The 18,948-nt window shown below is 38.5% G+C and carries 18 protein-coding genes, 1 tRNA gene, 1 other RNA gene and 2 pseudogenes; 7 read left to right on the top strand and 15 right to left on the bottom strand.

Translation table 11 applies throughout. The annotated features are described in order from the left end of the window. Positions 1 to 313 (top strand): hypothetical protein (locus V7137_RS26395; RefSeq protein WP_335700819.1); only part of this gene is annotated, 313 nt, incomplete at its 5' end. 29 nt (positions 314 to 342) lie between these two features. Beyond that, positions 343 to 1,212, top strand: coding sequence for a nuclease-related domain-containing protein (locus V7137_RS26390; protein WP_335700818.1), 870 nt, complete (start codon positions 343 to 345; stop codon positions 1,210 to 1,212). 284 nt (positions 1,213 to 1,496) lie between these two features. Here V7137_RS26390 and argH read toward each other — a convergent pair whose 3' ends face one another. The 3 genes from argH to V7137_RS26375 all read right to left on the bottom strand — a co-directional run bounded on the left by argH (position 1,497) and on the right by V7137_RS26375 (position 4,581). Then, a complete protein-coding gene (gene argH / locus V7137_RS26385) occupies positions 1,497 to 2,987 on the bottom strand; it encodes an argininosuccinate lyase (RefSeq protein ID WP_335700817.1) in 1,491 nt (496 codons plus the stop codon). A 439-nt stretch (positions 2,988 to 3,426) separates the two neighbouring features. After that, the gene (locus V7137_RS26380) at positions 3,427 to 3,867 is read right to left on the bottom strand and encodes a cell wall hydrolase (protein ID WP_335700816.1); all 441 of its coding nucleotides are present in this window, start codon (positions 3,865 to 3,867) and stop codon (positions 3,427 to 3,429) included. 264 nt (positions 3,868 to 4,131) lie between these two features. Then, positions 4,132 to 4,581, bottom strand: a complete 450-nt coding sequence (locus V7137_RS26375) for a S8 family peptidase (RefSeq protein ID WP_335700821.1) — start codon at positions 4,579 to 4,581, stop codon at positions 4,132 to 4,134. A 72-nt stretch (positions 4,582 to 4,653) separates the two neighbouring features. On the opposite strand from V7137_RS26375, the pseudogene V7137_RS26370 reads away from it, so the two are divergent. Then, a pseudogene (locus V7137_RS26370) lies at positions 4,654 to 4,905 on the top strand (winged helix-turn-helix transcriptional regulator); the annotation flags it as partial. A 199-nt stretch (positions 4,906 to 5,104) separates the two neighbouring features. Here the strand turns inward: V7137_RS26370 and V7137_RS26365 are convergent. The 4 genes from V7137_RS26365 to V7137_RS26350 all read right to left on the bottom strand — a co-directional run bounded on the left by V7137_RS26365 (position 5,105) and on the right by V7137_RS26350 (position 10,984). Then, positions 5,105 to 5,758, bottom strand: a complete 654-nt coding sequence (locus V7137_RS26365) for a vWA domain-containing protein (protein ID WP_335700820.1) — start codon at positions 5,756 to 5,758, stop codon at positions 5,105 to 5,107. Between the two features lie 376 nt (positions 5,759 to 6,134). Then, positions 6,135 to 8,798: an SGNH/GDSL hydrolase family protein gene (locus tag V7137_RS26360; protein ID WP_335700815.1), complete on the bottom strand. Its 2,664-nt coding sequence runs from the start codon at positions 8,796 to 8,798 to the stop codon at positions 6,135 to 6,137. A gap of 404 nt (positions 8,799 to 9,202) precedes the next feature. After that, complete coding sequence (locus V7137_RS26355; protein ID WP_335700814.1) at positions 9,203 to 10,207, bottom strand: macro domain-containing protein; 1,005 nt, start codon at positions 10,205 to 10,207, stop codon at positions 9,203 to 9,205. Between the two features lie 624 nt (positions 10,208 to 10,831). Continuing rightward, on the bottom strand, positions 10,832 to 10,984 hold the full coding sequence (locus V7137_RS26350) for a YpzG family protein (protein WP_223587800.1): 153 nt from the start codon (positions 10,982 to 10,984) through the stop codon (positions 10,832 to 10,834). Between the two features lie 458 nt (positions 10,985 to 11,442). Between V7137_RS26350 and V7137_RS26345 the strand changes: the two genes are divergently transcribed. Then, positions 11,443 to 11,616 carry a hypothetical protein gene (locus V7137_RS26345; protein ID WP_335700813.1) on the top strand — a complete coding sequence of 58 codons (174 nt, stop codon included), beginning with the start codon at positions 11,443 to 11,445 and terminating at the stop codon, positions 11,614 to 11,616. Between the two features lie 379 nt (positions 11,617 to 11,995). Here V7137_RS26345 and V7137_RS26340 read toward each other — a convergent pair. Continuing rightward, positions 11,996 to 12,067 (bottom strand) — tRNA-Asn (locus tag V7137_RS26340). An 81-nt stretch (positions 12,068 to 12,148) separates the two neighbouring features. Further along, complete coding sequence (locus V7137_RS26335) at positions 12,149 to 12,286, bottom strand: hypothetical protein (protein WP_335700812.1); 138 nt, start codon at positions 12,284 to 12,286, stop codon at positions 12,149 to 12,151. 277 nt (positions 12,287 to 12,563) lie between these two features. On the opposite strand from V7137_RS26335, the gene V7137_RS26330 reads away from it, so the two are divergent. Beyond that, positions 12,564 to 13,631: a sulfite oxidase gene (locus tag V7137_RS26330; protein ID WP_335700811.1), complete on the top strand. Its 1,068-nt coding sequence runs from the start codon at positions 12,564 to 12,566 to the stop codon at positions 13,629 to 13,631. Positions 13,632 to 13,707: 76 nt separating this feature from the next. Here V7137_RS26330 and V7137_RS26325 read toward each other — a convergent pair whose 3' ends face one another. Further along, positions 13,708 to 14,586, bottom strand: a complete 879-nt coding sequence (locus V7137_RS26325; RefSeq protein ID WP_335700810.1) for an aldose 1-epimerase family protein — start codon at positions 14,584 to 14,586, stop codon at positions 13,708 to 13,710. Between the two features lie 285 nt (positions 14,587 to 14,871). On the opposite strand from V7137_RS26325, the gene rnpB reads away from it, so the two are divergent. Continuing rightward, an RNA gene (rnpB, locus tag V7137_RS26320) (RNase P RNA component class B) lies at positions 14,872 to 15,256 on the top strand. Positions 15,257 to 15,431: 175 nt separating this feature from the next. On the opposite strand, the gene V7137_RS26315 is transcribed toward rnpB, so the two are convergent. The 5 genes from V7137_RS26315 to V7137_RS26295 all read right to left on the bottom strand — a co-directional run bounded on the left by V7137_RS26315 (position 15,432) and on the right by V7137_RS26295 (position 18,207). Further along, the gene (locus tag V7137_RS26315) at positions 15,432 to 15,566 is read right to left on the bottom strand and encodes a hypothetical protein (protein WP_335700809.1); all 135 of its coding nucleotides are present in this window, start codon (positions 15,564 to 15,566) and stop codon (positions 15,432 to 15,434) included. A gap of 90 nt (positions 15,567 to 15,656) precedes the next feature. Next, positions 15,657 to 16,136 carry an EVE domain-containing protein gene (locus V7137_RS26310; RefSeq protein ID WP_335700808.1) on the bottom strand — a complete coding sequence of 160 codons (480 nt, stop codon included), beginning with the start codon at positions 16,134 to 16,136 and terminating at the stop codon, positions 15,657 to 15,659. Then, positions 16,137 to 16,676 carry a DinB family protein gene (locus V7137_RS26305; protein ID WP_335700807.1) on the bottom strand — a complete coding sequence of 180 codons (540 nt, stop codon included), beginning with the start codon at positions 16,674 to 16,676 and terminating at the stop codon, positions 16,137 to 16,139. 67 nt (positions 16,677 to 16,743) lie between these two features. Further along, positions 16,744 to 17,691 carry a helix-turn-helix transcriptional regulator gene (locus tag V7137_RS26300; protein WP_335700806.1) on the bottom strand — a complete coding sequence of 316 codons (948 nt, stop codon included), beginning with the start codon at positions 17,689 to 17,691 and terminating at the stop codon, positions 16,744 to 16,746. 354 nt (positions 17,692 to 18,045) lie between these two features. Further along, positions 18,046 to 18,207 carry a hypothetical protein gene (locus tag V7137_RS26295; RefSeq protein ID WP_218350954.1) on the bottom strand — a complete coding sequence of 54 codons (162 nt, stop codon included), beginning with the start codon at positions 18,205 to 18,207 and terminating at the stop codon, positions 18,046 to 18,048. 428 nt (positions 18,208 to 18,635) lie between these two features. Here V7137_RS26295 and V7137_RS26290 point away from each other — a divergent pair. After that, positions 18,636 to 18,948, top strand: a pseudogene (locus V7137_RS26290) (VOC family protein); the annotation flags it as partial.

Below are 18,948 nucleotides of genomic sequence, written 5' to 3'. Positions count from 1 at the left end.
GACGAATACGATAAAGTTTAACTATTTGCAAATTAATGGATACATAGCTAATATAAACTTTAAAATAAAAGAGACCGATGAAGACTGTGTTAAAATTATGTTATATCGTCAGCTCGGATATTTTTTAGACTTTAATAAAAACAAACATGGTTTAAGGTTTTTAAAGTATTTCGAGGATGAAAAAAAAGCAGAGATTCTAACAAGAATAGAAACGAATGCATGGGAATATGGTCGAACCTTGGTACCTGAAAAACTAGTAAATTCCTATGATAAAGTCCGTGAATTAGACAAAATGTTAATAAAAAACTATTAAAAATGATCTGATAAACAAGGAGAAAATAAATGATCTGGTTAATTATTTCCACTTTACTTGCTGCCTCTGCCGCTTGGTTAGCTTATATGGTAAAAAAGGAAAAGGCTAAACAAAAAGAGATGAGAAACGATCATTACCAAGAGTTAGAAGCGATGAAAGAAGTACAAAAAGCTGCTATGGAAACAGCGGCAACAAGCTACGATGAGAAGGTTTTGTTCTTGTCCGAATCGTACCAACGTGATATAGAAAAGCTGATGATCGAAAATGAAGATATTCGGAAAAATTATCGAAACCAAGGTGAAATTATTACCCATCAGATACTAGAAAATTTTAAATCAGATTTAATTCAAAAAAAAATTATTCCACCAGATGAAATGATTATTATGCCGAATATTTTTATTCCGGAAGGAAACGGTCAAACTCGGCAAATCGATCACCTTGTTCTATTATCAACCGGTTTATATGTAATCGAAACTAAGGACTGGAAAGGCCACATCGTATTGGGATTATCAAGAATGGGGAGCCACAAGTTTTCTTTTTTAGCAGAGTTAGTAGACAGTGAAAAAGAGGAAACGCTTGTATTTGATAAAGATGAGTCGGGAGCATTTACGGTAAAGACGTATGAAAATCCAATAAGCCAAGTTCAAGAGACAACCTACATCCTATCCAATTATTTACAAAGTCAAGATGTTACAACATGGATCAACACCTTGGTATTCTTTAATGACGATGAAAAAGAGGTTCACGATTGGTCGGATAACAGCATAGTAAAACGGTTGACGAATAAAGAACAGTTACAACAGTTTTTTATCCATGAGCTTACATCCAAAAATAGAATATATGGAGCTTTTCAGCTTAATACTATAAAGCATCTGATCGAAACCGCTCATTATATGTAAGATTACTAGAATGTAAGTGAGGCAGGATAAGAGTTCCCTCTATGGTGAAAATGTGCCTAAAAGTAGCTTTAATCTTTTTTCACGACTTAATTTATTAAATAGTAAAGACACAAAAAAGGCAGATGGGGAATCATCTGCCCCCTTCCTTATACTTTTGAGTTAGCCTGTAATGGTTTAAATTAAGGAGCATAGGGAACGGCTGTAAAGTATTGATCTTGACAAAAAAATATGGTGGCAGGCCACCCCCTATCACTTGAAACCTCTTTTCATTAGACTTGTTTCATTCAAATAGAGTATTCCGTTAATTGTTTCTTTTTATTTTTCAAGCCATTAACAATGGTTGTGTATTTTTCATGCTGCTTTCCAAGTGTTTTCTTTCTTTCTCCAATCATCCTTAATACTTCCCTAGGATTGGGACCACCTTGGATAGACCTTATTTCAACGAAATATTCCGGTGAGATAATCTTCTTCCATTTGTGTTCAGTGAGTGTCACATCAACGAATTCATGAATCATTGAATTAATCTCTGAGATTTCCCACTCATATAATTCCTTTTGACCTTGGATCGTTTTTTTAGAGATAGAACTAGCAACGGAATGTGCTTTTCTAAAGGATATGTCGTACTCTCTTGTGAGTGTGTCTGCTAATTCGGTTATCGTAATGCTTGACTTTTTTGCCATTTCCTTTGTGTGCTCTTCATTTACCGATATCGTGGTAAGGACGGCATACATTAATTTCATCACTCGATTTGCCTTATTAAACGCCCGATATAAATGAGGCTGCAGATCATCTTCTGTATCGACAATATCTCCAAATGGAGTGTTGTGAATCATATTAATCGCTGCCAACGCATCGCCATAGGCACTGCTGGCAATCGAGCGTGAATGCTCAATTGAGACAGGATTTCTTTTCTGCGGCATGATACTACTAACCTGCACATAAGGATCAGCCACATAAAAAGAACCAAATTCTCTAGTTACGTGCTGCAAGAAATCCTGTATCCATCTCCCCGTATTAATCATACAAGTCATTAATACAGATGATGTTTCCAATAAGTAATCTGCTCCAGCGATAGAATCATAGGAGTTTTCAACCACTTGATCGAAACCTAATAATTCACAAGTTCGTTGCCGGCAGATAGGAAAACCGGTTGTTGTTAAGGCAGCTGCCCCAAGGGCTGATTGATTAACCGTTTCATAAGCCGACCACATCCGTTTAATGTCCCTTTGCAATACATCGTAAATAGCTACTAGATAATGTCCTAACGTGGTCGGTTGAGCCGGTTGAGTATGGGTATATCCCGTAATATATGTTTCTGTATGCCTCTCAGCCTGTTCCAATAATGCTTCGCTTAAACGATATGAATTTGCAAGCAACTCTAAAAGATGCTCTCTCAGTACCAGGCGGTACATGGAAATCCCCATATCGTTCCTGCTCCGGCCAATATGGATTTTCCCTGCTAACTCGGTTCCGATTTCTTCCCCTATTTTTGCCTCCATCATGAAAAACAAGTCCTCGAACTGAGGCTGATAGGATATTTGGGTTATATCCGTTTTGGCCACTTTATGAATGCCTGCTAACATCACCCTTGCTTCGTCTGTTTTAATAATGTTTTGTTCCTCCAGCATGATGACATGGGCCCGGTGAATGTCAAACATGACATGGAATAAAAAATCCCGCTGATCATTAAATACAGGCTTTAACAGCTCTTCCACATACGTTTTTCCTGGAAAAGCAGCCCCTTCATTTTTGATAAATTCCTCTATTTTACTCATTTGATCAACTCCGATCTTATGACAATGATTGTTCGGCTTTTACGGCGAAAAACTTATTTGAAATTCAAGCAGTATTACTTATTTGGTATTTTAACGATGTGATACTCGAAACAATTACCACAATTCATTTAAAAGGATACCCGGCAAAGTCAAGTGAAAACTTAAAGCCACCAAGTCTGGTTCATCGCATACGATTCATAAATACAAAATTTTTAGTCGTAGATCCTGGTAGCCAATAATATTTATTCAATGCAGCTCCTGTCGGTAATGTAACAATTATCGGTTGAAAAAAAGCTTGAAACCCTAACCGAACAGCCCATTCAAAGAAACTATTTCTATAACAAGCTACAGTCATTTTTTCAACTACTTAAAAAGATATATTTTTTAGTTTGTTTGAACATTCTGGAAATATATAAAAAAGCTTACTCAAAGAGTAAGCTTAACCGCTATAAACACTATCACATGTTGCAGGTTTTGGTTCATAAAAACAATGTTCTTTAAATTGACCAGATTTAGGTTGATCGTACCATGTTGGAGGGCATGGAGCATGTGGATTAAAATACCAAAGAGCATATTTCGCTGGGTGGTCTCTCCAAGAATCCAAATTCTGTTTTGCTAATCTTCTTTCAGCAGTTCTTGATCTTTGATAAAATACATTCCCTTTTTGAACTGCTTCAAAGGAATAATTTCCTCCTTGTACTTGATAAATAACTTGGGGAATGGTTCTTATATTTTTAAAGTCTAAACAATTTGCTACAAGTCGATTAACAATTACATTTCCAACATATAACATTCCCTGTTGTCCTTCACCTTCAGCTTCTGCTCTCATCATCCTTGCCATTAAGTCGACGTCCGAACTTCGGTAATTTACTCTGGGCATTTTTTCACCTCCAAAATATAGTATGAAAAAAAGCCTACATTGATGTCATTGTTTATAAAATAAGAATACTTATTTTTTTCTAACATATTATACAACTCATAAGCCAGAGCTACCCTGTGTATTAGCTCTTACGTTTATAAAAGGAATACCGCTTCCTTAAGGCATGGTTACGCTGCCCCTCAGTCATTAGATGCTGGTTCTCCCCATAAAAAAGCCTTGCCCAAAAGATCTTTTTACCATTTCTTTTGTGCAAGGCATATTCGTTTATTTTCCTGTTAAAGCGGTATACGCATTTGCTTCGCCAGATCCAAAAAGAGGATCATGTCCCTTTTTCCCATAATCTAATGCAGTCTTTTCAATTAGTGCTTGCACTTGGGAAGGTGTAAATTCCGGATGTGCAGCCTTAATTACTCCTGCAATTCCAGCTACTTTTGGTGAAGCCATGGAAGTTCCGTGTAGGTATGCATAGTTACGAGTTAATGTAGTTGCGCTGCTAGGTGGTAAATTTGTTGGCCAAGTTGACAGCGTCCGATACGTAAAATCACGTTCTTCTAATTTACGAGATGCATCATACACTGGACCATTATCTCCTCCAGGAGCAGCTACTTCAATAAAACTATTTCCATAATTTGAATAGAAAGCTAGTTTATCGGTTGACCACTGGTTTGATGATGAAACTGTAATAACCCCTGGTATACCACCTGGCGTCTCAATTGCTACACCTTTAAATACTAGACTCTCATTACAAAAGTTTTCACATTCTTAATGAAGTAAAGTCTCCTAGTCCTTTTAAGATTTAATTTACTTCAAAGGTTGTTACCGGGCATTTCAAAAGGAATATTGACAAGGCAGCTGAGAGAATTTGAAGAGGACGGAATGGTTCACAGAGAAGTGTATAAAGAAGTTCCTCCCAAAGTAGAATACTCTCTAACTCCAGAAGGAAAAAGCTTTATCCCAGTACTGGACATTATGGGGGATTGGGGTAAAAAATATATGAAGAAAAAACAAAAAGAACAAAAATCCTCCACACAAAGTTAATAAAAAAGGTAGCGTAAATAAATNNTATCTTTACATATCAATGAATGAACTTTAATTAATTCATGACTATTTTTTTAGGCTACAAAGAAGTACTTGAAACTGAAATAAGCTGACCCATTATGGGTCAGCGCTAATTTGTTTAATTGGATAATCGTTTGATCGTTAAATCGAGAATTAAATGATGGATAGGATCAGTATTTTAATCATTCTGCAAACGTTGATTATAATCCTGCTCGATCCCTTTTTTCCAGTTACGGTCAATCTTTTTGCCGCTTCGTAGACTGCTCACCGCTTCATTTACCGCCTCATAATTTATTTGTGTCCCAATCGTGTCCGCATGATAATCCACAGCAAAGTCCTCATCGATTCCAAAACGTGCAGCCGTTGAGACGGCATCTATATTTGCTCCAAGGAACAGGAATTCCCATCCAAATTTCTCCTTTTGATACTGAACCATTTTTTTCACTTTTTCCACTGTGAATTCACGGCTGGCATTTTCCATCCCGTCCGTGGTAATCACAAACAGGACCTTTTCTGCTCGTTCTGCCTCACTGGTCCTCTTTTGGACATTCACTATTTTTTGAATGGTAAATCCAATCGCATCAAATAAGGCCGTAGTCCCCCCTACTTCATAATCCTTATCAGTAAGGAGAGAAATGCCCTTAACATTGATTCGGTCATGTAATAGCTCGTATTGATGATCGAATAAGACGGTCGTAACAATGGCTTCTCCTTCGGCTTTCTGCTGTTTCTTGAGAATGGCATTATAGCCGCCAATGGTATCAGCCTCAAGCCCTGCCATAGAGCCACTTTTATCCAAAATAAACACTAATTCCGTTAGGTTTTTTTTCATCATAATCATCCTCCGTCCGTTGATAAACAAAGGATACCATTCATTCGTTGGGAATTGGTCGCTTGGAAAGCGACATTTTTAGGCACCGAGTAATGGCTGNNCATTGATTTCATGAATATTGTAGTTAGCTTGTTGGCGTTTACAACCGTTTTCTTCAACGATTCTTTTCAAAAAGTTTTTTTCTGTTTAGTTGAAGTTAATGGAAACTGAATAAAACGGTCTTTTTTATTTCTCCATTAGACTTTTTCTTGTTAACCTAACCCGAAAAACTCTTTCTCTTTACTATTAAAAAATTAAAAATGACCGAACATGCAGCCACATGTCCGGTCCAGCAATAGTCGGTTCCCTTCAAGGGATCGGATTATTGTTCTTCTACTTATAAAAACGGGTAGATAGCATTGGCGTATGCCTGTGCTCCTTTTTGGTTCGGGTGGCCCATTGAAGCTCGTTTACAAATCTCAAAGTCTATACCTGTACAACCTGCTTCTGTACAAGAAACGAGACGCTCGGCAGCCAGTAAATCTTGTGGGGATAAATCTAAATTTATGCCAAATACATAAGGATCATTGGTAAGTGCAGCATGCTCCGGACCGATGTTTGGGTCTGCAAAGAAAATTCGAGTTTCTCCGCCCTTTTCTGTATTAATTTCATTAACGGCTTGTTGCAAGAATGTCTTAGATTCGCTTGCGAGCTGCATGCTGCGTTCATGTATGATATCCAAATGGTGCTTCGTCAAAAATCCAGAAGCCACACCGCCAGGAACACCAGCAGTTGCAACACCTAGTGCAACCAGCAATACCTCGACCGCTGCTAAGTCACTATGTTCTGAAACAGGCGGATAATAGCCCGTCAAGATAATTTTCGCTTTTTTAAACGTGGAGTGAACTTTATCCAGTAATTTTTTTGTATGACATAAAAAATATTTATGGTGAAGAGGAGCTAAATCTTCGGTTGAAAATGGGTTTAAAACCACTCTCATATTTACATCATTGATGCCGCCATCTAAAATAACTAAATCAACCTTGTCAGGTTCTCCGACGAAACGATCCACTTGCTGTAAGATCGTTGGATACGAAGTCGGAACTTCGCCATCCCATACAGGATTCGAACTTTTATCATCCACGCCAATGATTGCACCTGAATGAGCAAGGACCGTAGTATATGATCCAATATTTCCGAGCCTTGATTTTACTGTATTACTAACAAGAGAATAATGCTTTTCATGCGGTCCTAAACCTTGACCCCAAGAAACCGAATCTCCAAGCACAAGCAAATGGAAGGTATCGAGTACTAAATCGATTGTATTAGAAGGCGTTCCATCTGCGAGTACAACCTGCGCGGTGACCTGCTCCCCTGAAGGATTTTCTGCCACGGTGTTAGGACGAACCAATGTAAACTCCAACTGTGTCGGACTTAAAAGCCTTACATCTGTCATATCCTGGCAATGAATTCGCACGATGGCGTTGTCTGTGAAACCACTTCCGATTATTGTCACTTTTTTGCCCGGGGATACTCGATTTGGGTAGTCTATATCCATACCTTCCTGCACAATCGATTTGATCTTCGGTTTGATATACAGAGAAGCCTTGTTTGAGATCGTGCCATCCGCTTGTTTCACCTGAACGGTATGCTGTCCTCCACTAATGAATGGTACAGAAAATTGAATAATAGTATCACTAAATACGATTGTGTTCGCCGGAACTCCATCGATGAGCACCACATCTGTTTTTGTAAATCTCTTCCCTTTAACGGTGACGTTTTCTTCCGCAAAAGCAAAAGCAGGGCTTGTTTCAAAAATTGCTGGTTCAAGCATTTTGCGACGAAACTCATCCGGATCAATTACGGATATACGGATTGGTTCGGATAATTTCACACCATTAGAACCTGTCAGTCCCGGGTTGGAATAATAGCCATTCGGACCTCTAGCACCAGCGGTTCTTGGCCCTGGTCCACATACAGCACCAAATTTTGCTTTAACGGATGCACCTACAGGTCCTCCTTCACCACCTGATCCAGGGTTGCCTGGCTGACCGCCGACACCGCCGCGTCCTCCCTCAATAGCGACATCGAAACCGGAAATATAAGAATTAATGACTGTTTGAGGTGCATAGAAATATAGTCTTCCGCCGTTTCCGCCGTTTCCTCCATCACCGCCAATTCCTGCATTTCCACCACCACCGCCGTTTCCGCCAGCTCCAGAACCTGCCTTACAAAATCCAGCCCAATCGAGCTGCGCAGGCTTCCCTGCACCGCCTTGTCCGCCGTCTCCACCATCTTGCCCAGCACCACCAGCTGTTCCGTCTTGACCATTTAAGTCGAAGGCTGGGCGGCCTGTCATGTCTAACACCCACACTTCAATTTCAGGTGCGCTATGACCATCTGGACCACGTCCCCCTTTCACCCCGTAGGTTCCATTTGTACCATTGATTCCAGCAAGTGTCGAAGAAGTTGGGGCCTGTGGAGGTGTTGCTGGTTTCCATGGTTTTGCCGGACTGGCTTTAGTCGGACGCTCCCATGTAAAGGTGACATTCTGGCCAACCGTAATTTTTTCTGCTATTAAAATGAGATAACGTTGTGGCTGCTTCAATACGACAGTTGTATTATCCTGTAAGTTAATTTCGGTAGCAACCCAGTAAGCTGTATCAATATTAATTTGGGATGTGACGCTTGCACTAGAAGCAGCATAAAAAGTTTGAGATGGAATTGGCACTGCCTGTAAAACGGATGCCTGCCCGCCAAAAGGCTGCAGAACTGAATTCTTCGTTGTCCCTGTATTTACTGCTTTATAGGCAGATTGAAAGTAGGTCGTAGTGGCTATTATGTTTGAGCTTGGCTTTGTAACTCCAGGCTGTGGGATTAAATTTCCGGACAAACTGAGCGTTCCAAGAGATGAGAGAGAGGTGATTCCAACTGATTCTAGCACCGCCTTATGATATTGCATGCGGTCCTGACTACTTGCTAATGAGGCAATAGACTTCGAATTGACCGAAAGTGTGGCAAGGGAAACAGGGTTTAACACATTACCTAACGTTATGGACATTTAGCTCCTCCTTCATATAATAACTTTACAAATATGTAAAATTATTCTAAAAGACTTACTTTAACAGAATACATTCGTTAGTACCTTCATTGTAGAGACCATAGTCCTATTCGTTCGACAACATCCAAAACAAGTAATGATAAAAGTCGTCATTTTCATATTTTCAGAATAATCCAAACTATTAGAACAAAAGAAAAAATGCTAAACTCAGAATAAGTAGAGTTTAGCGTTTTTCGCATTATGTATTTAGTTGTGTTTTTTTAAATACAGGTAGATAAACTCAGTGTTTATTATTTTTCAAATTAAAAATTGCTGATATATGTATATGCAGCGTTTTCGATTACCAATCACGATTGGAAATATTGGAATTAAACTTGGGAAATGGTCGCTTGGAAAGTGACATTTCAGGCACCGAGTAATGGCTGATCAAAAGCGAATAAAGCTTCATTGATTTCATGAATATTGTAGTTAGCTTGTTGAATAAAGAACTCAATAATCACATCAAATTTACTGCTGTGTGATAAGGTATAACCGGCTGCCTCCAGCAGCTCATTCGTTTCTTCTAAACTTAATTGCAAAGCAATGGCAAAAGCCACGGCTGTTTTCTTTTTCGGGGCATAATCGTCTTCATTTCGAATTTTGGAGAATAAACGACGGTCAATATTCGCTCGCTTATACGTCTCAACGTCAGTCATTTCTTTTTCATCAATGAAACGAAGCAGCCGCTCGGAAAAAGATTCATCGAGTTGGTCCAACAGGTTGACTAAGGATTCGTTTTTTACTTCATATCGATCCTCTTGCAGTATTTCATCTTCAGGCAATGGAGCCATTACATAGCGTTCATCTCTTATAAGGCGTTGAAAAGTAGTTTCTAGTTCTTCGACATAATGCTCGTCTATGTATTGATGGATGGAGGAAAATAACTTCTTGCTTACACCGAAAGAGGATTTATCAAATACAACGAGATAAACGAACATGTCGTGATGCAATAAAAATGAACTAATGGTGGAAATGGCAATTTGTAAGGCTTCTTCTTTTGGATATCCATAGATGCCGGTCGAAATCAATGGAAAAGCGATCGATTCACAGTGATGCTTTTTTGCTAGTTCCATAGAGTTACGATATGATGCCTGTAATTGTGTTGCTTCTTGATTTCCCCCTCCCAGCCATATAGGACCAGGTGTATGGATGATAAATTTAGCATCCAAGTTAAATCCTTCGGTGATCACTGCTTCTCCAACCTTGCTCCCACCGATTTGATCACAGGCTTCTTGTAACTCCATCGCACCCGCTGCGCGAAAGATAGCCCCACATACTCCGCCACCCATTTTCAAAGCGGTATTGGCAGCATTCACAATCGCATCTACCTTCATTTTTGTAATATCATGACGAACTATTTCTAATGGCATTCATATTCCCCTCCCTTAAAAAGGATCTCTATTTTGTAAGTCTCATGATATGTAGCAGTTTCTTTAACGATTAGTATTTTCTAAAGGTAATTTTTATTGCTCAATGTGTTACAAGACTAATTAAACCATAACCAGGAAGATAGTCACACTTATAATTTGGTGAATGTTTTCTGACCGGATTGTAAGAATTGTTTCAGTTTAATAAGGTAAACCTGATTCTTATCTTTTTATATAGAAGGTAATTCAATACTTGTATCAACTTCGTGCTTCGTTAGATGAAGAAATCATTCCAAACCGCTTAAGTCATGACACTTTGATACAACGACGATCATAATAAAAGACACCCGACCAATATTGTTAGAGCCTTTCGATTAAACGTGTCAAACTCAAAGAAGCGTGCTAATTCAATATAATGCTAAAGCCTTTTAATTTCTTCTAATGCACGTGTTGCAATCATCGTCTACACAAAACCACTCCAGCCTTTTGGAAAAAGACTGCATTTTCACACAATTGTTTAGGTAACAAAAGAAAAGCCTTTTCTCGATTTATATAAACCGAAAAAAGGCTTTATTGTGGTGCAGTACACTAAATGTCCTGCTCCGATTCGTTTCTAATGCTTGGCTCCTACCAGCGGTGTGCCTTCGCATTGCTCCTTAAGATGATAGCACTTTGCGTCAATTGAGTCTCTCCGTTTACCTGCGATCTGGCAAACTTCGGTCTCGTGTTATTGTGGCAAATTCGCTCTGAGCGAGAATCTAAATGATCTTTGTAGCTCATCCAAAATCACCTCATCGTAGGATACTTGAAACGGATATCCTCTAGGGATATCATTTATATCATTTGTAAAACTACCCAAAATTATAAACAAATTGCTTTTTTAAATATATCTTTTCCTACTGATATTGATGCGATTGGTTTTGTACTATGAATAATAAACAGGTTTTGGCAGTGGTTAAGTTACTTTTAGCCGTTCTGCCATGTTGTTTGGATATGATCAAGGCTATTTGGTTACCAACGTTTGTTGTTAACAAGAAAAATAGAGTAGTCTTTTACAAAAGTCTACGCCTCTACGTTTCAGTCTCCACTTTAATTTACTAATGGCGACAGATTGATTTAGAACTTCGGAATCTCATACAGTTCTTAAAGTAAGTGAAAACGTTCACAAAAATATCTGGTAATCGCTTACATTATCGTATATAATTATATTAAAATTACAACTTGAGAGGTGAAGAAGCATGAAAGAATATATTTTTCTTCTAGAAGAACCGGTTGGTACTAGAGAAATTAAGATTTTAGCATCAGGAATGATGGATGCCTTCAAAAAAGCAAAGGAATTCCGAAAAAACATTGTCCAAGATACTAAAATAAAGGTGGATATGATTTTAAAAGGCGTAAGATACACGGATTAACCTTAGATCAAATTTATGTTGAAAGGAAAATCCTACCCTTTATGTTCTTATTAAGATTACTAGTAAATAAATAAAGGAGAACACATTCGTTGGATACTCGAAATGTGTTCTCCTTTCATTTTATATTTTTTGGATATCGGTCGTTGGACTTTAATGTGTATTCTAGTAACCTATGATTCCCAAATATCGGACCTATTCTCAGTTCATGTCCTACCCTTTTTCTATACCAAATTGTTCGAAGAAAAAACACTAAACTCCATATTAAAAAAGAGTTTGTGTTTTTAGCTTTCACGTCTATGTAATAGCCCACACAATTTCACTAGTTATGAATGCTGCGTTCCAGCCTTGACCCGTTCCTAGTTTCCTCTTTGGACTATGACTCCGCAGGTAAGACTCGAACCTACGACCGATCGGTTAACAGCCGATAGCTCAAGCACTGAGCTACTGCGGGTTAATAAAATGTGTTCCCTAAACTAAGTCATATTTCAACCATGTCCCCGCCTCAGCAAGTAAGGATTTTTTCCTTCTGTCATTACACTGTGGTCCATAATCCATTCAACATATGCCGGTAGGAAAGAGCTGCAGGCGGGACTGGTGGTGGAGGAATAAATGGAACTACTATTGGTCTATGCCAAGGATGGTAGTGATGCAAAATAATGTAGTAATACATTAATATCCTCCTTCATTTATAGTCAATGTAGTCTATGAGCTTTCACCTAAATAGGATTGGATGGAAGCCTAACTTTATTATTTAATACTAATACTCATGAAAATTGGCTTAAATATTTTTCTTAGGAACCTTTGTTATTTAACATTTTACACAACTAACAACGCAGTTTCTGCCAGAGCGTAATTCAGTATGGCTAGAAGTGTAAATTTTTTTTGAATGACAATTCAATTACTACATATGAATGAATTAGCCACTTCATTTTTAAGGAGGTAATCCTTTGAAGTATTCTCATCAACCCGAAGTAAAACCCTACCTAATCACAAAATCGTTATTCCCTGAAAATCAGGAAACACCCATTGATCATTTAATTGGAGATATTGTAGGCAAGGAATTATTTTATAGAAGAAATCATTTTTCTTACCCACTCTTTACTTCATCCTTATATTTTCTCCCAATTGAAGGATTGGTGCATAACCCAAAAATATTTACTTTACAGGAAATTTACTCATTGCCATCGATCACGATGAAGGTTGTTTTAGAATGCGCAGGAAATAAGCGTAAGTTTTTTAACCCAAAAGTATTTGGTGAACAATGGGGCAAGGGAGCAATTAGTCAAGGATTATGGAAAGGCGTTTCGATTAGAACATTATTACAGAACACTGGATTGATGGATTCTGCTAAAGAACTAGTTTTTGAAAGTTATGATTATGGAGAAAGACCAGGTACGAATGGACTTTTCAGTTTTTCAAGAAGTTTACCCCTTGAAAAAGCCCTTGATCCTGAAACGATTATTGCTTATGAATATAATCATCAACCGATCCCCTATAAGCACGGTTTTCCCTTGAGATTAATTGTTCCAAGTTGGTATGCAATGGCCTCTGTAAAATGGCTTAAAAAAATTACTGTCATTGACAAGGAATTTACAGGTCCCTTTCAAGCCATTGATTATGTTTACTATCCAAACAAAGAAGACGATAATGGAAAATGGCACGTCACTACAATAAATGTGAACTCCACCATACAATATCCATTAGATATGCAAATATTGCATAAAGGGATTTATGAAATTTATGGCATTGCATGGACTGGAAAAGGGAATATAACAAAAGTCGAAATTAGTTCAGATGGTGGTCAATCATGGGATTTGTGTCAACTCGATACTACTTCCAAAAAAAATGCATGGATTCCCTGGACATATAAATGGGACGCACAAAAAAAAGGTGAATACATGATTAAATCAAAAGCAACTGATTCTGATGGAAATGTTCAACCTTTGAATCCAAAATGGAACAGAAAAGGTTATGGTTATAACGCCATTGACAGTATTTGCGTGAAAGTGGAATAAAACGAATTATCTAAATTTCCTCTATCCATACCAGGACAATTGAATGAGCAACAAATAGACAATCTCCTTTCGAAAGTTATTTAAACTTCATTTTATATTCAGCTTGGAATGTTTCTCCTGCTTCAAGCTTATTCACTCCCATCTTCTCCTTCATGTTCCCAGATGTATGATACGTATCGGCAATACCGTACCAAGGCTCTAGGCAAACAAATGGCGCTATAGTGCCAGTAGTGTCCATATATTTCGACCAAATTCCAACAAACGGGAATTTTTCGAACCATACTTCTATTCCATGACCTGATTTAGTAGATTCCAGTGTAATTTGATCGATATTGCTGTAGACAAGAGCATCCTGTGCAAATAAAGTGTGTTTGAGTTGAATCGTTGAAATATCATTGACAGTTCCTCTCTCATGGATAAGAGAATCCTTTAGCTCATATTCCATTACATTTTTATTTGCTGCAGGAGTAAAGTTTAAACTGTAGTCCTCAATGGTTTCATTTTCTACAAGCGGAATCTTAAATGCAGGATGAGCCCCCATTGAAAAATACATTTCTTCCTTGTTTTCATTCACTATTTCCCACCGAATAATTAGGGAGTCCTCTTTGAGTAAATAACGAATAATCGCTTTAAATTCGTAAGGATAAACATGACTGAAGCGGCCAGCAGACTCAAACACAAACGAAACGGTTGTTGCAGTCTGCTCTTCTACATCGAATACAACGTCACGCAAAAAGCCATGCTGTGACATCTTGTAGGTATGATCATCCAGTTGATATCGATCTTCCTTTAACCGTCCAACAATCGGAAATAAGACCGGAGAGACTCGTCCCCAGTAGGCGTTATCCCCTGTCCACATATAGTCTAGCCCATTTTTCTTATGCTTCACTTCACGTACCTCTGCACCGTTTCTTACTATACCTACCTTTAGCCAATCATTTTCAATTACAAGCATCCTATTTCCCTCAACTCTCATGTTTAAGATGAATCATGGTGTAAAATTACCCTTCCTAATACCAAGGACAAATCTCAAAAAAATGCCTTGTAGAATTCTATAAAAAAGTATGACGACTTTTGTTTCTGAGGAATGTATTAAATTAAATTTTAAAATGACCTTTGGAGAAATGAACCTGAGAATACCAAACATAATTGGAAACATTGGAATGAAACTACTAAGGATTTATCTTAGGATCCTTGATATAGTATGTGTTGTCGCCTCTGAACGAATTCATAAACTTGAAATGGTGAGTAGTCGCGGGTCCTTTACAGGAGCTGAGGAAAGTCCAGGCTCGCACAGTGCTGAGATGCCTGTAGTGTTCGTGCCATCTGCAAAGGTGGGCAGCCGATTAAACGTTTCGGCTGACGGCGGTGAAATCATGTTAAGTCCTTCCGGATAGGCTGAGAATAACCTGAAAGTGCCACAGTGACGAGCTTTTCTGGAAACGGAAAAGGTGGAACGGGTAAACCCCACGAGCGAGCAACCCAAATTAAGGTAGGGGCATCATCCTGCGGGAAATGAACCTAAACGGATGGATTGGCCATTGGCCGATAGTTAGATGACTACACTTCTAGTACGAGGCTTGCTGCCGATTGGAGTACGGAAGAACAGAACCTGGCTTACATCCATTTCATGAGCAAGTTATCGTTCAAAGCTACAAATGATTGCGGGTTGGACGCGCAAATATGGCTTATAAATCAATCGTCCAAGTTCTATATCCCCGCACAAAATACATAAAATTTCGTCCCATTCGGATCGCTTTTCGTATTTTCATCCATTTTTTTCACCCCCATCCTCATTTTTTATTCACTGTTTTGTGTGGTATTAAAGAAATCAGCCTGATCCTTTTTGTTTTCCTTTACCTTATTATTGTTTTTACCCATTTTTCCATCTGACTCATAACTTAAATTCTCCGAACCTTTTTCATTCTTTTCCATAACTTCACCCTTTCAAAACTAGTTTGTCCCTCTACGTTTTTTTATATTAGGATTTTTTCTAGCCGCCACTGTATTGGCGAGTTTTCTTTATTAGGTATACTTCGTAATGTAATCCGCATCTCCCAGCATGGCGCCAGCAATCGTCAGAAAATCTTCCCGCCCAATCTCAAAATGACCATAGCGGAAGGAATACCCCCAATTTCGATTCCCACGCGTGAAGCTAAGCTTCTCCAATAAATCGGCAATCTTTACTTCCTGACATGGTATATATCGGATATTTCGGCGGAAAGGCACAAAGGATTCGGACATCTGATATTCGTATACTCTTTCATCAGCAACCTGTCCAATGGAGGTGAATGCTTGGAGAGCCTCCCCCTTTGCCAAATCCGTTCGTGGAGAGTAGTATATCAGCCAATCGTTAGGACTCATACGCTTTAAAGGTCCTGATTTGCCATGGCAGAGCTGGGCAAATCCACCTAAAACCCCCAGCTTCACATGTGATGCGGATACGACGCCAATCCAGTAGCGGCTTTGCTCACCTAATAATCTTGTCACGTCCCTCTTCATCATTTAAACGTTCCTTTCTAAATCTTTTTTCAAACGGTCCAACTGAAGAAGATGATGACGAAAGTGCATTTCAATAAGTAAAAACCACTCTTTCGCATGTAGCGCACCGAATCTCGGATGGGAGACTGTATTCTGTTTAGGTGCCTTTTCAAGTTTTGGCTCCGTTTCTTCCATTCGATGGATGACGGTGTTCAAACCTTGGATCAGTTGTTCTTTGCTTTCTGGTTGCTCAGGTGTATATTGTGGGGAATGCGGAACTTTAATACGTATGGGAGGGAATCCATTCTGTTCAAATATCGCTGCACCTTCCCTTGTTTTTTCCGTTGGAGAGACCATAGCATTCTTGCCCTGCATAATGCAATGTTCAATATTGCGAAGATGCATATAAAGAGCCGAGTTAATCAGATGCTGATACATTTGTCCAATCGACCACTCGTCCTCACTCGGCTGTCTCTTTAACTGCTCCATACTGAAATTATCCAATTCACCAAGATAATGAAACGCTAAGACTTTAAACCGTTGTAATGCTTCCATTGTATTCATATCCTTCAAACAACTCCTTTATCCTAATTTAATCTGACTATAACAAAACGCTACTGACAACAGTATGTCAGTAGCGTTTCAACATTTTTTCGGCTTCTTCACGAATCCGAATTCGGAAAAATTCAGGTTCCAACACAACGACATCTGCACCCCAGCCAAGTACCCAATGCAGTAGCTCGTCAGGCTGACGAACGCGAAAGTTTGCAAGCAAACGATTCTCATGCTCCTCTATAGCTTCCAAGTAAAAGTTGTTTGATTCCTTCACTTTATCTGCTATGTCAGGGTTGATCTGAATGATTACACGAACATTTCGATCATCCGGTGGCTTGTAATCGTTCAATTTAAAATCGCTTGGCACCTTGAATCGGTCTTCAAGAATCGTAAGCCCGGTCATTCTTGACAACCGGAAATGACGAATTTCCTCACGCAGATCACACTGTGCAATAAGTATCCATGATCCTTTAACAAGCACAAGTCCATAAGGAGCCACAACACGAAAGCTATGTCGATTCCCATCCGCTTCGGGTATTCTTTTCAAATAATGGAAGCTTATTTTCCGCTCCCCCAATATCGCTCCACGGACTGATACGATGTATTCTTTCTCTTTTACCCACGTAACATCTTCACCAGAAGAAAGCAACCGTATCGTCTTACGCACCCGAGATGTTTCTCTGCGAACACTTTCAGGTAAGATAGCCTCAATTTTCCCGCGAGAGCTTTGAGCCCCAATGCCATAGTCAACATCAAATCTTTGTTCGATAAAGTCCGTTCCTATGATCAATGTCACGGCTTCTTCCACCGTGAAACTAATCGGTGGCAGGAAATATCCCTCCATCAAGGAATATCCCAATCCGGGGGCTCCTATCACTGGTACACCCGCCTCACTAAGAGCCTGAATATCTCGATAGATGGTCCTCACACTTGTCTCAAATGTAGATGCCAAATCCTCAGCTCGTAAAACCTCTTTGCGTTGCAACTCAAGCACTATGGCTAACAATCGATCTGTCTTGTTCATACAACTATATCTCCCCGCGAAACTAAATAATGTTTTTGGAAAAGTCCATTTTTTCAGTAAACTCATCGATTTTTTCCACTTTTTATTATCCTTGATGTTTTGTCAGAGGATTCCCATTTAAAAGACTACTATAAGTAGTCCAACCTTATGTAACTAACGCATCAGTTACTTTAAGTACATATTTTCACAAACTACCCGTTATTATGGCATTTATCTGGTAAACCACCAAATGATAAATACCAATGCTTGCAAATTTTTCTTTTTCTTTTTGTTCATTAAGAATCCCTCTAATCCAAAATATCACTATGTTATAACAGCTTACTTCACTATCGTACCCGTTACTTGAATAAGAATCTATTTGTTATTTTCCCCTAAAACCTTTAGTTCTCTTTTTATTTCTTTCAGTTCAGACCTTAAAGCCTTAACTTGCTTTGAATTATCAATGCCAAAACTAACAGCATATACAATGATAAGAAATAGACCAACTAATCCTACTAAGCCGTAAATTATCCCCATTACCTTCTCACCCCAAAAATAAATTCACTATTTCAACATTACCATAATTCGGTAAGTGTTTGATTTTTATTTTTTCTTTTTAAATTATCCTGCCGTTAACACAATAAAAAAGCCGCCTGAATTGGCAGATGGATCTTAAATTATTACACCCGATAGTTGAATAGGTTCTGATTGGGTCAGCTCCTTTGTGTTATACAACTAACGCAAGAAAATATTTAATTGTTTGGTTATTCTGATAAAGATCAAAAGGTAAGAAAAGAATAATTGTGACGTTATGTGGCATATAAATAATCTGGTTGACCTAACTATAAAGAACAAGAAACCCAAATCAGTAATATTTGCACGTTAGAAGAAAAATACACAAGTGTTACCGATATAGGTCAATATGTTTATTTCTGAAAAATCATTGTTAAAAAGGAGATGAGTGAATGAGGTTGAATCATTTAAATCTATGTGTTGATGNNCATATTTTGATTTTCAATTTTTGGAACAAAAAGGAAAAGCTCTTGTAGTGATGAGTGATGAGAATGGATTTATTCTCGTGTTAAGTGATCCAAAAGCATTTAAGGGGAAACAAGATATTAGATATCCTGAAGCTTTTCATATTGGTTTTTTGGTGGAAACTTCAAGTGAGGTTGATCAAGCATATGAACGTTTAGTAGCTGGGGGCATTGAAATAGACAAGGAACCTTATACAATGAGAGGTAGTAGTTATGGTTTTTATTTCACAGTATTTAATGG

Source organism: Neobacillus drentensis (genome assembly GCF_036962765.1).
GTDB lineage: Bacteria > Bacillota > Bacilli > Bacillales > Cytobacillaceae > Neobacillus > Neobacillus drentensis_C.
Note: the sequence above shows the minus strand (reverse complement) of the source record. Positions and strands in the feature narration are given on the sequence as shown.

Bases quoted from the DNA above. Each gene is read 5' to 3' on its own strand.
- V7137_RS26390 (WP_335700818.1), top strand. From the start codon at position 343: ATGATCTGGTTAATTATTTCCACTTTACTTGCTGCCTCTGCCGCTTGG.
- V7137_RS26305 (WP_335700807.1), bottom strand. From the start codon at position 16,676: ATGAATACAATGGAAGCATTACAACGGTTTAAAGTCTTAGCGTTTCAT.
- V7137_RS26365 (WP_335700820.1), bottom strand. From the start codon at position 5,758: ATGAAAAAAAACCTAACGGAATTAGTGTTTATTTTGGATAAAAGTGGC.
- V7137_RS26360 (WP_335700815.1), bottom strand. From the start codon at position 8,798: ATGTCCATAACGTTAGGTAATGTGTTAAACCCTGTTTCCCTTGCCACA.
- V7137_RS26310 (WP_335700808.1), bottom strand. From the start codon at position 16,136: ATGATGAAGAGGGACGTGACAAGATTATTAGGTGAGCAAAGCCGCTAC.
- V7137_RS26335 (WP_335700812.1), bottom strand. From the start codon at position 12,286: ATGTATTACTACATTATTTTGCATCACTACCATCCTTGGCATAGACCA.
- V7137_RS26300 (WP_335700806.1), bottom strand. From the start codon at position 17,691: ATGAACAAGACAGATCGATTGTTAGCCATAGTGCTTGAGTTGCAACGC.
- V7137_RS26355 (WP_335700814.1), bottom strand. From the start codon at position 10,207: ATGCCATTAGAAATAGTTCGTCATGATATTACAAAAATGAAGGTAGAT.
- V7137_RS26315 (WP_335700809.1), bottom strand. From the start codon at position 15,566: ATGGAAAAGAATGAAAAAGGTTCGGAGAATTTAAGTTATGAGTCAGAT.
- V7137_RS26295 (WP_218350954.1), bottom strand. From the start codon at position 18,207: ATGGGGATAATTTACGGCTTAGTAGGATTAGTTGGTCTATTTCTTATC.
- V7137_RS26350 (WP_223587800.1), bottom strand. From the start codon at position 10,984: ATGAGCTACAAAGATCATTTAGATTCTCGCTCAGAGCGAATTTGCCAC.
- argH (WP_335700817.1), bottom strand. From the start codon at position 2,987: ATGAGTAAAATAGAGGAATTTATCAAAAATGAAGGGGCTGCTTTTCCA.
- V7137_RS26380 (WP_335700816.1), bottom strand. From the start codon at position 3,867: ATGCCCAGAGTAAATTACCGAAGTTCGGACGTCGACTTAATGGCAAGG.
- V7137_RS26325 (WP_335700810.1), bottom strand. From the start codon at position 14,586: ATGCTTGTAATTGAAAATGATTGGCTAAAGGTAGGTATAGTAAGAAAC.
- V7137_RS26345 (WP_335700813.1), top strand. From the start codon at position 11,443: ATGAAAGAATATATTTTTCTTCTAGAAGAACCGGTTGGTACTAGAGAA.